Below are 14,053 nucleotides of genomic sequence, written 5' to 3' on the forward strand. Positions count from 1 at the left end.
AGAAGCAGCTAAAAGGAGTGAATGGGATGTCAGAAGCATATAAAAACGCCGGTGTCGACATCGAAGCAGGATACGAAGCCGTCAAACGAATGAAAACACACGTGGAACGTACAAAAAGAGCAGGCGTCATGGGTGCTCTAGGCGGATTTGGCGGTATGTTTGATTTATCTGAGCTGCCATACAAAAAGCCCGTTCTTGTCTCAGGAACAGATGGTGTCGGAACGAAATTAAAGCTTGCCTTTTTAATGGATCAACATGATACGATCGGCGTTGATGCCGTGGCAATGTGTGTGAACGATGTGCTGGCACAAGGGGCAGAACCGCTCTTTTTCTTAGATTACCTAGCAGTTGGAAAAGCAGATCCGATAAAAATTGAATCAATCGTCAAAGGTGTGGCTGACGGCTGTGAGCAGTCTGGTTCAGCGCTTGTCGGCGGAGAAACAGCAGAGATGCCGGGTCTTTACACAGAAGATGAATATGATATTGCTGGTTTTTCAGTAGGCGTCGTTGAAAAGGATGAAATTGTGACAGGAGAGAGCATCAAAGAGGGGCACTTGCTTATTGGACTCAGCTCAAGCGGAATTCATAGCAATGGGTACTCTCTTGTTCGTAAAGTATTGCTGGAAGACGCTGGTCTGGATCTGCATCAAACGTATGAACCTTTTACAAGACCGCTTGGAGAAGAGCTTCTTGAACCGACCAAAATTTATGTGAAGCCTGTTCTTAAACAAGTGAAAGCCGGCAAGATTGACGGCATGGCACATGTGACAGGCGGCGGCTTTATTGAAAATTTACCGCGTATGCTGCCTGAAGGGCTTGGCGTTGAGATTGATAACGGCTCATGGCCAGTACCGCCAATTTTCTCCTTTATTCAAGAAAAAGGACAGTTAAAGGCAGAAGAAATGTTCAACGTGTTTAATATGGGCATTGGTTTTGTCTTAGCGGTAAAAGAAGATGACCTTGTCGAAGTGATCAGAGGACTTGAAGAAGACGGAGAGAAAGCATTTCTCATCGGCCGTGTTCAAAAAGGAGAAGGTGTCACATTCGGCGGTGGAAGCCTCTCATGAAGAAGTTTGCGATCTTCGCCTCTGGAAGCGGGACGAATTTTCAAGCCATTATGGATACATTAAAAAAAGAACAGTGGCAGGCAGAGGCCGCCATTGTGATTTGTGATAAACCGGGTGCAAAGGTGCTGGAGCGTGCTGAGAAAGAGGGCATTCCCTCCTTTGCCTTTACCCCGAAGGCTTTTCCGAATAAAGCCGCTTTTGAACAAACGATCATTGAACAGCTTAGGCTGCATGAAGTGGAATGGATTTTCCTTGCTGGGTATATGAGACTGATTGGTCCAACATTACTTGAAGCATTCAGAGGGAAAATTGTCAATATCCACCCGTCCTTGCTGCCAGCCTTCCCAGGGCTGGATGCCATTGGACAAGCCTATCAAGCAGGCGTCAAAGTGGCGGGTATCACCGTCCATTTTGTCGATGAAGGCATGGATACAGGTCCGATCATTGACCAAGCGTCGATTTACATCGAACAAGGGGAAGAGCTTGAATCGATTGAAAAAAGAATGCATGAACTAGAACACACACTATATCCAAAAGTGATCAAATCACTTTTAGAATTATCTTAATGAGGTGACGAAGGCATGACGATCAAACGCGCATTAATCAGTGTTTCCGATAAAACGAATCTTGTACCTTTTGTGAAAGAATTAACAGAACTTGGCGTTGAAGTGATTTCAACTGGAGGTACACATAAGCTTCTTCAAGAGAACGGCATTGATGTCATTGGAATTTCAGAAGTCACTGGATTCCCTGAAATCATGGACGGACGACTCAAAACACTTCACCCGAACATTCATGGCGGGCTTTTAGCAGTGAGAGAAAACGATGAGCATATGGCACAGATTGAGAAGCATGGCATTCAGCCGATTGATCTTGTTGTCGTGAATCTCTATCCATTCAAAGAGACGATCTCAAAAGACGATGTGACGTATGAAGAAGCGATTGAAAACATTGATATTGGCGGACCGGGAATGCTTCGTGCAGCATCAAAAAACCACCAAGACGTCACAGTGATTGTCGATCCTCGTGACTATGATACAGTCATCCAGCAAATCAAAGAAGGCGGCGTGTCACTCGAGAAAAAACGTGAGCTCGCTGCAAAGGTATTCCGTCATACGGCTGCTTACGATGCTCTGATTGCGGATTACTTAACAAACTTTGTGGGCGAAACAGAGCCAGAACAGTTCACTGTCACGTTTGAGAAAAAACAATCCCTTCGTTATGGAGAAAACCCGCACCAAGCGGCGACTTTCTATGAAAATGCTCTTCCAGCCAAAGGTTCTTTGGCTACTGCAAAGCAATTACATGGAAAAGAACTTTCCTACAACAATATCAAAGATGCAGATGCCGCTCTTCAAATTGTACGTGAATTCACGGAGCCAGCAGCTGTTGCTGTGAAGCATATGAACCCGTGCGGCGTTGGTACAGGAGAAACGATTGCAGAAGCATTTGACCGAGCATTCAAAGCAGATGAGACGTCTATTTTTGGCGGCATTGTGGCACTTAACCGTGAAGTAGACAAACAAACGGCTGAGGTGCTGCATACGATTTTCTTAGAAATTGTCATCGCCCCATCGTTCAGCCAAGAAGCACTTGACGTGTTAACAGCGAAAAAGAATCTTCGTCTATTAACATTAGATGTAGAAGCGGATCTCGGGAAAAAGGAAAAGCAGCTGACAAGTGTCCATGGCGGACTGCTTGTTCAGGATATTGACACGTACGGCTTAGAGGAAGCAACGATTTCTATTCCAACGAAAAGAGAACCAACAGAAGACGAATGGAAAGACTTAAAGCTTGCTTGGAAAGTAGTCAAGCATGTGAAATCAAATGCTATTGTCCTTGCGAAAGATCAAATGACAGCAGGAATCGGTGCTGGTCAAATGAACCGCGTGGGCTCAGCTAACATTGCAATTGAGCAAGCTGGTGAAAAGGCAAAAGGAAGCGCACTAGGCTCTGATGCATTCTTCCCAATGGGCGATACAGTGGAAGCTGCTGCAAAGGCAGGCGTCACAGCGATCATTCAGCCAGGCGGATCTATTCGTGATGAAGAATCGATTCAAAAAGCAGATGAATACGGCATCGCCATGGTCTTCACTGGCGTTAGACATTTCAAACATTAAGGGGATGACAGTGTGAACGTATTAATTATCGGCAGAGGCGGAAGAGAGCATACCATCGCATGGAAAGTGAATCAAAGTGAACTTGTCAGCCAAGTATTTGTCGCACCCGGCAATGATGGAATGACAGATGCTGCGAAGCTTGTACCAATCGACGAAGGCGATCATGAGGCGTTAATTCGTTTTGCAAAAGAAAACGAAATCGGCTTAACCATTGTCGGTCCAGAGGTCCCTTTAATCGCAGGTATCGTTGATGCATTTGAAGAAGCAGGTCTAAAAGTATTTGGACCGAATGCAAAAGCTGCGGTCATTGAAGGCTCAAAGGAATTTGCAAAAGACTTAATGAAGAACTACGATATCCCAACAGCCGCTTACGCTGCTTTTACATCGTTTGAAGAAGCAAAAGCATATGTAGAAGAAAAGGGTGCGCCGATTGTCATTAAAGCAGACGGGCTTGCCGCAGGAAAAGGCGTCACAGTGGCCATGACGCTGGAAGAGGCCGTCGATTGTCTGCATGATTTCTTAGAGGATGAAAAGTTTGGCGATGCAAGTGCATCTGTTGTCATCGAAGAATTTTTAACAGGCGAAGAATTTTCACTCATGGCCTTTGTCAACGGAGAAAAGGTGTACCCGATGGTGATTGCGCAGGATCACAAACGGGCCTTTGAAGATGACAAAGGGCCGAACACTGGCGGAATGGGCGCTTATTCACCAGTTCCGCAAATTTCAGATGAAGTGGTTCAGAAAGCCGTGGAAGATGTTGTGAAACCGGCAGCTCGCGCGATGGTGCAGGAAGGGCGTCCATTTACAGGCATTTTATATGCAGGTTTAATGCTGACACCAGAAGGCTCAAAGGTGATTGAATTCAATGCACGCTTTGGCGACCCTGAAACGCAGGTGGTTCTCCCTCGTCTTGAATCAGATTTAGTCCAAGTATTCCTCGATATTCTTGATGGAAAAGATGTGGACTTACAGTGGAAAGACACTGCGGCTGTCAGTGTGGTTCTTGCATCAGAAGGATACCCAGAAGACTATGCAAAAGGCACACCGATCGGTGCCTTGCAAACGACTGTCTCTGATGTCGTGACCTTCCATGCAGGAACAAAAAAAGAAAACGATCAATTCGTCACAAATGGCGGACGTGTAGCGAATGTGACCGCATTTGACGACACATTTGAAGCGGCAAGATCAAGAGTGTATGAAGCGGTTGAAGAAATCATACAGCCAGGTCTATTTTATCGCCGTGACATCGGTGCCCGTGCACTGAAGGCTGCGGGGAAAAACGTTTAATCAAAACACCTTTCTATCTGATGAGATGGAAAGGTGTTTTTTGTTCATGAGAAGGGATGCCGGCGGAATATGAAGAAGTAGTATGGGATGACGAGTTTATGAGGAGGCAGCATGGTCATTCAAGGAATTATTCTATTTGCAATCGTGTTACTTATTTTATTTATACTGTTCTCAAATCTCATCATGTATGAAGCGAGAAAGCAAAACAAAGCCAAAAAAGGCTCAGCCATTCGGTATATGATCATGTCGATTTTTTCTGGTATCGTCATTGTTTCATTTTCCATTTGGATTTTTTTTATTAGCTGATTTATAAGAGAGGATGAGTATATGGTGCAATTGAAGGAACTTGCGAACAAGCGTTTTTCTGCCTCGATCTGTATTGATTCATTTAATGAGCGAATCCGTTTGGATGACTACAGCGGCAGGGTGCGGGATGTGATTCAGTCGGTTCTTCAGGAAGCGGCAGACTCCAAGGCTTCTAAGGTCATTGTGAAAGTCAGGCGTGAGCATATGCCTCTTTTTTTAGAAAAAGGCTTTCGGCTTGAAGGCGTGTTTTCTCATTATTTTCTTGGAAGTGATGCGTACGGCATGTCGCTCTTTCTGACGGAGGATCGAATGAACAGCCCGTATTGGCTGAAGGAAGATGAAATTGTTGCGTCTATTCAGGAAAAGCCTCTCAAAAAAGACCAAGGCACGTGGCAGGATGAGTATGTGATGCGGAAAGCGGATACGCAGGATATTCACAAGCTGGCAAAGCTCTATGATGCCGTTTTTGAAACGTATCCTACGCCAATGAATGAGCCAGATTACATCCAAAAGGTGATGGAGGAAGGGACCGTCTTTTATGCCGTTGAACATGACGGTCACATTGTGAGTGCAGCATCCGCTGAAATCAATGCGCCGTATGGTCATGCGGAATTAACAGATTGTGCGACCCTTCCATCATACAGAAAACTAGGATTCATGCATCATTTGATTCTAGCACTCGAAAAAGAACTTCAATCCATGCACATCTATGTCTTTTATTCTCTCGCACGTGCACTGTCCTATGGAATGAACCAAGTGTTTTATCAGCTCGGCTATACGTATACCGGGCGTTTCCAAAACAACTGCTATATTTTTGACAAAATTGAAGATATGAATCTATGGGTGAAAACGCCGAATGAATCATGAAATGGTTCTCATCTGATCAAGCAGACCAGATAGGCGGTACGCCATGATACTGAGCTGCAGCTTCATCCGATCATCTGTTGATTTGAGGCTGCAGCCTGTTCTCGTTTCAATTTGTTTCAGCCGGTAGCTTAATGTATGCCTGTGAATAAACAATTCTCCCGCAGATTTTTGAATATTTTCATTGTGTGCCAAATACACTTCGAGTGTATGGATCAGGTCAGCGCCCTGTTTTTTCGTATAAAGCAAGGGACTTAACAGCTCCACGTAAAAGTCATGCAAATTCATACCCGCTTCATTCATTTCAAGCAGCATCCCGTATAAGCCGAGCTTTTGATAATGAATGATGCATTCGTCTGTCTTTAAAAGCGGAAGAAGCCTTGCTGCATACTGCGCTTCCTTCGCGCTTTTTGAAAAGAGACCGATCTGGTCATAGGCTCTCCCAATGCCAATCACAATCGGGTGGACGGGAAAAAAATAAGACCAAGTGCTTCGGCACTCTTCTGCTGCACGATACCACTCCGCTTCTTGAAACGCTTTTTTTCCTGCTGGTGTAAGAACAAAAATGGAATCGAGCCTTGTCTTAAGTAAAAAAGGAATATGTCTGCGTTCAAATATCGACGTGAGTAATTGAGATAGGCGCTGCATCATTTGGTGATCGAGCTGTGTGTGCTGATGCTGAAATTGAAAGTAGATGACCACCTGCTCATCGCTCATATCGTATTGCAGCTTTGTTGCCTGTTCGACCACATAGCTTTCTTCTGTGTATTGCTGCTGCAAAATATCATCTAACAAATGACCTTGCATTTGGTTTTCTGTATCTTGAATGGCTTTTTGCTTCAGCCATTCAATCGCATACACCGCCCCGGCATGCTCGATGGCAATCGCGTCGAGATGATGCCACGCATCCTTTTTCTTTAAAGATACAATAAATCCGAAAATATCGCCCATCGCAATTACTGGGCATGCAGCGAGGACAAACGCACCGCACGTGTCATAAACGAGCCTTCCTTTCTCCTCAGCCTGCTTGAGAAGAGGCGTCGTTTCGATTGGTTCATGATCTGTCAAAAAGCCAAAAGCAGGAGAGTACGTCACTTCATCTTTGATGAGATGAGCTGCTGTTTGCTGTAAAAAAACATCAAGCACAACGATGTTCGCCGAAGTGAGATGTGCCAGCTCATCTGTAATTTGGGTGACATTTTTATTGCTGACATTTAAATGGGTTAGTCTTTGGTGAATGGCTGAAGAATATTTAAGCTGATGGAGCTGGCTGCTGACGATTTGCTCTAGAACGGCTTTTGTAATGTCTGAGAAGTTGACATGTGAAGGAATCTCGATGAGTGGAATGCCGCTGTTTTTGGCAGCTTCGATCAGTGATGCCGGAATTTCCGTTAAGTATACGCCTTTATAAATCGCAATGGCCGATAGACGTTGAGATTGAATCAGCTCCTCAAGCCGGGCACGCCTTTCTAGATTGTCTGCAAGCCCAAAGCCGGTTGTGACGAGCAGCTCCCCTTCTGAAAGCCTTGAAGTATCTTCGATAATTTCCACGATGGTCACCCACTGAATGAGGCGGTCTAGTCCATTTTCCCCAGCAAGCAGCTTTGTTTCCTTCATGATATCGAGCGAGAGTGCATCTTTGACGAGAATCGCCATAGACTCATGACCTCCTTTTGAACACTCTTATACACGATGTATAAAAAATGCGTGTGAAATTCGGGCATGTGGCGAATGGAGGATGACTGCCCTCTTGATTAAGCTAATCTTATAACAAGTATACAAAATTTTCTTGCGATTCATGAAAAAAGAAAGATGCAGCTGCTGACGAGAGAGGGAGGAATGACAAAGTGGAGACCCGGGATTACTTAATCAAACCAATGTTGAATCAGCATTATCCTGTGGCTGTGAAAGGAGAGGGGATTTATTTATATGATCGGGACGGGAAAAAATATTTAGACGGCTCATCGGGTGCTGTCACGGCGAGTATTGGACATGGCATACGAGACATCATTGATGCCATGACAGAGCAAGCGGAAAAGGTGAGCTTTACGTACAGGTCACAATTCACAAATGAACCAGCAGAAGAACTTGCCTATGAATTGAGTACACTCTGCCCAGGGAACCTGAACTGGTCTTTTTTTGTCGGAAGCGGATCAGAGGCAACAGAAACCGCCATGAAAATAGCCATTCAGCATTGGCAGGAGCAGGGGAAGGCTGAGAAGAATCACATCATCTCAAGATGGATGAGTTATCACGGCATCACACTCGGTGCGCTGTCGATGTCAGGACATATTGCAAGGAGAGAGCGCTTTGAACCACTGCTCGAAAAACACCCGGTGCTGTCTCCGCCATACAGCTATCGTTCGTGGCTGCCAAAGGAAGAAAGCAAGCAGGTCGAATGGTATGTACAGGAATTTAAAACCGTCATCCAGCGTATAGGAAAAGAGAGGATTGCGGCTTTTATTGCAGAGCCGATTGTTGGAGCAGCGGGCGCGGCGCTTGTTCCGCCAGATGGATATTTTGCGGCGATGAAGCGAGTTTGTGAGGAAAACGATATTTTAATGATTGCAGATGAAGTCATGACAGGCTTTGGACGAACTGGGAAAATGTTTGCCATGGAACATTGGGGCGTCGTACCAGATATTATGGTACTCGGAAAAGGCATGAGCGCCGGCTATTCACCGATTGCGGCAGCTGTCTCAGCGGATCATGTGATTGCACCGATTCTCAGCGGTTCGGGCTCTGTGATGGCAGGCCACACTTATAGCGGCAATCCGCTTTCAGCAGCCGTCTCACTGGCTGTCATTCGATATATGAAAAAACACCAGCTTTCAGAACGGGCTGATCTGTCTGGCCGATATTTAATGAATGCTTTAAAGGATTTGCAAACAAATCATTCCATCATAGGAGATGTGAGAGGAAAGGGGCTGCTCATTGGCATTGAATTTGTCGCAGACCGATTATCGAAAACACCATTTCCTGCTCATGCTCAAATGACACATTTAGTTGTGGAGACGGCCAAGCAAAATGGTTTGCTTGTTTACCCAGCAAGCGCTGGAGAGGATGGTGTAGGAGGTGCAGCGGTCATGATCGCACCGCCGCTTTCCATTACGCAGCAGGAGATGGATGAACTGATTCATTTATTCGGGCAGACAATGACGCAGGTCGAGCAAGAAGTCATCAATCGAGGGTTTTTCCCATCTGCCATGTAGGGAGGAAAGATGATGAACAAAACAGCGAACTTAGATCAAGTCATCACGCATTTTAGAGACGGAATGACCATTATGTTTGGCGGGTTTGGCGGTGTGGGGTCCCCGCCATCATTGATCGATGCCATCCTAGAAGCCAATATTAAAGACCTGACATTGATCGGAAACGATGCAGGCTTCCCGCAAATCGGTGTTGGCAGGCTGATCACAGAAGGAAGAGTGAAGAAAATCATTGCCTCTCATATTGGCTCAAATCCAATTGCCGGGCAGAAAATGCAGGCAGATACACTAGACGTTCTTTTTTACCCGCAGGGCATCCTAGCAGAAAAGATCAGGGCAGGGGGGATGGGTTTAGCGGGCATTGTGACAGATGTCGGCATGGATAGCCTCAATCTTGATGAGAAACAATTGGTTCAGCTGGATGGAAAGAAGTATATTCTTGAGCCTGCACTGACCGCGGATATCGCGATTGTGAATGCCCTCAAAGCAGATGAAGCAGGCAACCTGATTTTTGATAAAAGTGCACGGAATACAAACCCGATTGTGGCGATGGCAGGAGACTGGACCATTGCGGAAGTAGAAGAGATTGTGCCTGTGGGCGGGCTTCATCCAGAGGAAATCGTCACACCAGGCGTATTTGTGAACCAGATCGTGCAATCAAAAGGAGTGAACTGGACATGGGCATGGGAGACATCGATTTAAGACACCGCATAGCCAAACGCGCGGCACAGGAAATTGAAGATGGCATGATTGTGAATCTTGGGATCGGAATCCCAACCCTTGCGGCTGATTACATTCCAGCGCATTACAACGTTTGGCTGCATGCAGAAAACGGCATTATGGGGGCAGGCGCTTCACCAGCACAAGGGGAAGAAGATCCGAATTTGTGCAATGCCGGGGGTTTTCCCATTACGTTAACAAAAGGCGGATCATATATGGACAGCACAACCGCTTTTGGCATCATTCGCAAAGGGATGCTGGATATGACCATTTTAGGTGCACTTGAAGTCAGCAGTCATGGGGATCTTGCCAATTGGATTGTGCCAGGGAAACGAGTGCCGGGTATGGGTGGAGCCATTGAACTTGCGCAAAAAGCGAAAAAGGTGGTGGTCGTGATGAGCCACCTTGATAAACATGGACAATCTAAGATAAAAGCAGCCTGCACGCTGCCCTTAACTGCTAAGTCTTGTGTAGATCTGATTATTACGGATATGGCAGTCATTGAGGTCAAATCACAGCTACTCATTTTGCGTGAAGTCATGCCGCCGTTTCAGCCGGAAGATGTCATGAGGGCGACAGAGGCGCCGCTCATTTTAGCGCCTGATGTCAAATCTGTTGTGTAGAAAGGATGACCGACTTTGCAGCCAACCACACGTATCAGAAACTGGATGAAAGAACATAAGGAGGAAGCCGTGACGCTTCTTCAGCAAATGGTGCAATGTGACAGCACACAAGGAAATGAGCAAGAAGTACAGCAAATCGTAGCAAATAAGCTTTCTGCCATTGGCTTTGATGTTGACGTATGGGACATTGGCGGGGATGACTTGCTGAACCACCCGTATTTTTATTCCCCGAGACGTTCCTTTAAAGGAAGTCCTAATGTCGCCGGACGATTGAAAGGAAAAGGGGGCGGCAAATCTATTTTATTAAATGGGCATGTCGATGTTGTCCCGGCAGGTGATCACAAACAATGGACATATCCGCCCTACAGCGGGCATATCATAAACGGGAGACTTTATGGACGCGGGGCAACAGATATGAAAGGTGGAAACGTTTCTTTACTCTTTGCACTTGAAGCACTGCATGCGCTTCAGATTCCGCTGAAGGGAGATGTCGTGTTTCATAGTGTTGTCGAAGAAGAGAGCGGCGGCGCAGGCACCCTTGCAGCCATACTGAGAGGATATACAGCAGATGCAGCCATCATTCCAGAGCCAAGTCATATGAAAATCTTTCCGATTCAGCAAGGATCTAAATGGTTCAGACTGCATATTAAAGGAAGGGCTGCTCATGGCGGAACAAGATATCACGGCGTTTCTGCTATTGAAAAGAGCACGATAGTCCTTTCACATATAGCGGCACTTGAAGAAGAAAGAAATCAGCGAATCACTGAGCCGCTGTTTCAGCATATCCCAATCCCGATCCCAATCAATATCGGGAAAATTCAAGGCGGTGATTGGCCATCCTCCGTAGCAGACCTTGTCACAATGGAAGGCAGGCTCGGGGTGATGCCGGGTGAAACGGTAGAACAGGCAGAGAAGGAATTAGAAAATTGGATGGCAGGACTCGGAGAAAAAGATGAATGGTTTCAAGAGCATCCTGTTGAGGTCGAATGGTTTGGTGCAAGATGGCTTCCGGGTTCAATCGATACGGATCATCCGCTTTTAGGTTTATTGAAGGAACAATATGAAGCGGTCATGAAGCAGCCGCCGAAGATCGAAGCCGCCCCTTGGGGAACGGACGGCGGATTACTGTCACAGGCGGCTGGTATTCCGATCATCGTGTTTGGACCTGGAACAACGGAGCTTGCCCATTTTCCGAATGAATCCATCGACATTGAACATGTGATTGAAGCAGCAGAAATTATTGCAGGTACAATTGTAGAATGGTGTGAAGCAGCGGAATGAGATGAAAATGATCACAAAAAAAGAAGGCTGCCTACTCAGCCTTCTCTTTATGTGTGTCCTGCTGCTCACACATATATGTCACTGGACAAAAACGAAGAATGCCAGATCCCAGTTTCATACCGCCAAACATGATGCCCAAAAGAAGCATTTTACTCCATGGTTTTCTAGCATATAAGGATCCAGCCACAGTACATATCGTCATTCCGCAGGCAATTCTAATGAGCGCTTCCATTAAGCCGAGATTAGGTTTCATTGAAGGTGAATCTCCTTTTTTAAATTATTTTAAGTGTGATTTCAAGAAATTGTAACGTTTCATTAATGCGTAACGTAGTTCGTTATGTTACGATAGGGCTAATACAAATGAAGGAGAGTATGTGAATGTCCGAACGTACTTTTAATTGGAGAAACAATGACATCCGCACACAAATCGATGTAGTCGACTCAAAAATAGTTCCAACACTCCTTTTAACGAATGGACTCGTGCTTAACCCGTTTTTGAAGCAATGGGTGAAGGCAAATATTTGGATACATGATGATCGAATTGTTTATGTCGGAGCAGAGCTTCCTCAAAATAAATCAGCTAAACGTGTGATTGATTGTGAAGGGAAATACATTGTGCCTGGGTATATAGAGCCTCACGCGCATCCGTTCCATATTTATAATCCCCAATCACTTGCAGAATATGTGTCTCAATTTGGCACAACAACGATGGTCAGCGATAACTTATTTCTTCTTTTGCAAAGCAATGAAAAGAAAGCGCTTTCCACTCTATGTGAATTAAAAAAGCAGCCATTTCAGTATTTCTGGTGGTCCAGATACGATCTTCAAACGGAAGTCAGATATGAAGATGAGATGCTGCCAGTTAACTACCGGAAGGAATGGATTGATCATCCTGACGTCCTCCAAGGCGGCGAATTAACAAGCTGGCCAAGATTGATGGACGGTGATGATCTCATTTTATATTGCATGCAAGAAACGAAGAAGCAGAGAAAACGAATTGAAGGGCATTTCCCAGGAGCTTCTGAGAAAACGCTAACAAAAATGAAGCTGTTTGGCGCGGACAGTGATCATGAAGCGATGAATGCGGACGATGTGTTAAAACGATTGTCCCTTGGCTATCATGTTTCATTGCGGCATTCTTCCATCCGCCCAGATTTAGTGAACATTTTAAGAGAACTGCATGAGCGTGACTTTAGACACTATGACCATTTTTTCTATACAACAGATGGTGCTGCCCCTCACTTTTATGAGGAAGGCATGATTAACCGTTTGATTTCGATTGCCCTTGAAGAAGGCGTGCCGATCATTGATGCGTATAATATGGCGACATTTAACATTGCAAAATACTATCAAATTGATGATTTACTAGGCGTTGTTGGCCCAGGCCGGCTGGCTTCTTTGAATATTTTAGATGATCCAATGAACCCAAATCCAGAAACGGTCATATCTAAAGGGATTATCCTCAAATTAGATGGCGAGAACCAGCATCAATTCCAAGAAACAAAATGGGAAAATGGCGGGCTGGCTCCATTAGATTTAGGCTACGATCTCACGATGAGTGATTTGCAATTTTCTATGCCGCTAGGTGTCAAGATGAGAAATGCCGTTATTATGGAGCCTTATACAGTGGAAATTGATAACTCCATCAACCAGCTCTCATGTGACCATGATCAAAGCTTCTTTAGCCTGATTGACCGAAAAGGTGAGTGGCGTGTGAATACGATGCTAAAAGGGTTCGCAAATAAAGTGCAGGGCTTTGTCAGCTCATTTTCGCTCACGGGTGACATTTTAGTGATCGGGAAAAATAAAGAAGATATGATGCTGGCACATAAGCGGATGAAAGAAATTGGCGGGGGAATCGTACTCACAGAGAACGGGGAAATTTTGCATGAAATCCCGCTGCAATTATCAGGCTGTGCATCGGCTGAACCGTTTGAGACTGTTCTTCAGCAGGAACAAACATTACGCGAGCTGCTCATTGAGCGCGGCTATCCATTTGACTGCCCAATTGATACACTTGTCTTTTTCCAAAGTACACATTTGCCGTATATTCGAGTGACACCAAGAGGAATATTTGATGTCATGAAAAAAACTGTACTCTTTCCGTCTATAATGCGTTAAAATATAACAGAGTGGAGCTGTATCATCTTTGTCACATTTCTGACTGCTGTTATAGGGCAGAAGTGAGCCATGGTTCTCTCACTGCCATGTAAGTGATCATGATCTTATGTGGAGCTGTTGACAAAGCAGAGGGCTTTGACATGACGAATGAAGTATTCTAATTGTAAAATGAATTTGCCGGTTACGCTGACCGGCCAACATATTTTGAATAACCCGAGCAAGGCGGGGCGCATATTTGTGGTCTCGCCGAGCTTTCTACAAAGCCTGTATATGAGGGCAGAAGACCTAACCAAGCAGAAGTCATCTTTATACTGGAAGCAAACAAGTTTGTCAGATTGTCATACAAGGAAAATGACAGAACTTGTCGAATTTGTTTACGATAAAGAAGCTTCGGCTTACGAAAGAACCTGACGGCATTTTCAGCGTAGACCCAAACCTGTCATGATCTGTTCAAA

General features: G+C 45.2%; 13 protein-coding genes. 11 read left to right on the forward strand and 2 right to left on the reverse strand.

Going from position 1 to position 14,053, the window contains the following annotated elements:
* The first annotated feature begins 26 nt into the window (after positions 1-26).
* The 6 genes from purM to ablB all read left to right on the forward strand — a co-directional run bounded on the left by purM (position 27) and on the right by ablB (position 5,647).
* Entirely contained in the window at positions 27-1,067 is a 1,041-nt protein-coding gene (gene purM / locus NSU11_RS03345; RefSeq protein ID WP_024424511.1) for a phosphoribosylformylglycinamidine cyclo-ligase, read from the forward strand.
* Positions 1,064-1,633 (forward strand): phosphoribosylglycinamide formyltransferase, encoded by a 570-nt coding sequence (gene purN / locus NSU11_RS03350; protein ID WP_041108687.1) that lies wholly within the window; start codon positions 1,064-1,066, stop codon positions 1,631-1,633. The genes purM and purN overlap by 4 nt, the downstream gene beginning before the upstream one ends.
* Before the next feature lie 15 nt (positions 1,634-1,648).
* Entirely contained in the window at positions 1,649-3,187 is a 1,539-nt protein-coding gene (gene purH, locus NSU11_RS03355) for a bifunctional phosphoribosylaminoimidazolecarboxamide formyltransferase/IMP cyclohydrolase (RefSeq protein ID WP_025092624.1), read from the forward strand.
* A gap of 12 nt (positions 3,188-3,199) precedes the next feature.
* Positions 3,200-4,474 (forward strand): phosphoribosylamine--glycine ligase, encoded by a 1,275-nt coding sequence (purD, locus tag NSU11_RS03360; RefSeq protein WP_025092625.1) that lies wholly within the window; start codon positions 3,200-3,202, stop codon positions 4,472-4,474.
* A 111-nt stretch (positions 4,475-4,585) separates the two neighbouring features.
* Entirely contained in the window at positions 4,586-4,780 is a 195-nt protein-coding gene (locus tag NSU11_RS03365; protein ID WP_024424515.1) for a hypothetical protein, read from the forward strand.
* Positions 4,781-4,801: 21 nt separating this feature from the next.
* Positions 4,802-5,647, forward strand: coding sequence for a putative beta-lysine N-acetyltransferase (ablB, locus tag NSU11_RS03370; RefSeq protein ID WP_056767534.1), 846 nt, complete (start codon positions 4,802-4,804; stop codon positions 5,645-5,647).
* Here the strand turns inward: ablB and NSU11_RS03375 are convergent.
* A complete protein-coding gene (locus NSU11_RS03375; protein WP_185854154.1) occupies positions 5,642-7,300 on the reverse strand; it encodes a PucR family transcriptional regulator in 1,659 nt (552 codons plus the stop codon). The genes ablB and NSU11_RS03375 overlap by 6 nt on opposite strands.
* A gap of 191 nt (positions 7,301-7,491) precedes the next feature.
* On the opposite strand from NSU11_RS03375, the gene NSU11_RS03380 reads away from it, so the two are divergent.
* Genes NSU11_RS03380 through NSU11_RS03395 form a run of 4 tightly spaced genes read left to right on the forward strand, consistent with a single transcriptional unit; the run spans position 7,492 to position 11,477 of the window.
* A complete protein-coding gene (locus NSU11_RS03380) occupies positions 7,492-8,856 on the forward strand; it encodes an aspartate aminotransferase family protein (protein ID WP_039176960.1) in 1,365 nt (454 codons plus the stop codon).
* 12 nt (positions 8,857-8,868) lie between these two features.
* A complete protein-coding gene (locus NSU11_RS03385) occupies positions 8,869-9,555 on the forward strand; it encodes a CoA transferase subunit A (protein ID WP_084096353.1) in 687 nt (228 codons plus the stop codon).
* Positions 9,531-10,196, forward strand: a complete 666-nt coding sequence (locus tag NSU11_RS03390) for a 3-oxoacid CoA-transferase subunit B (protein ID WP_024424520.1) — start codon at positions 9,531-9,533, stop codon at positions 10,194-10,196. The genes NSU11_RS03385 and NSU11_RS03390 overlap by 25 nt, the downstream gene beginning before the upstream one ends.
* A gap of 15 nt (positions 10,197-10,211) precedes the next feature.
* Positions 10,212-11,477 carry a peptidase gene (locus tag NSU11_RS03395; RefSeq protein WP_073204129.1) on the forward strand — a complete coding sequence of 422 codons (1,266 nt, stop codon included), beginning with the start codon at positions 10,212-10,214 and terminating at the stop codon, positions 11,475-11,477.
* A 31-nt stretch (positions 11,478-11,508) separates the two neighbouring features.
* On the opposite strand, the gene NSU11_RS03400 is transcribed toward NSU11_RS03395, so the two are convergent.
* Entirely contained in the window at positions 11,509-11,730 is a 222-nt protein-coding gene (locus NSU11_RS03400) for a DUF2892 domain-containing protein (protein ID WP_024424522.1), read from the reverse strand.
* Between the two features lie 125 nt (positions 11,731-11,855).
* Between NSU11_RS03400 and NSU11_RS03405 the strand changes: the two genes are divergently transcribed.
* The gene (locus NSU11_RS03405) at positions 11,856-13,598 is read left to right on the forward strand and encodes an adenine deaminase C-terminal domain-containing protein (protein WP_087976810.1); all 1,743 of its coding nucleotides are present in this window, start codon (positions 11,856-11,858) and stop codon (positions 13,596-13,598) included.
* The last annotated feature ends 455 nt before the right edge of the window (positions 13,599-14,053 follow it).

The sequence above is a fragment of the Bacillus sp. FSL R5-0712 genome (genome assembly GCF_038593285.1).
In the GTDB taxonomy this organism is placed as follows: domain Bacteria; phylum Bacillota; class Bacilli; order Bacillales; family Bacillaceae; genus Bacillus; species Bacillus safensis.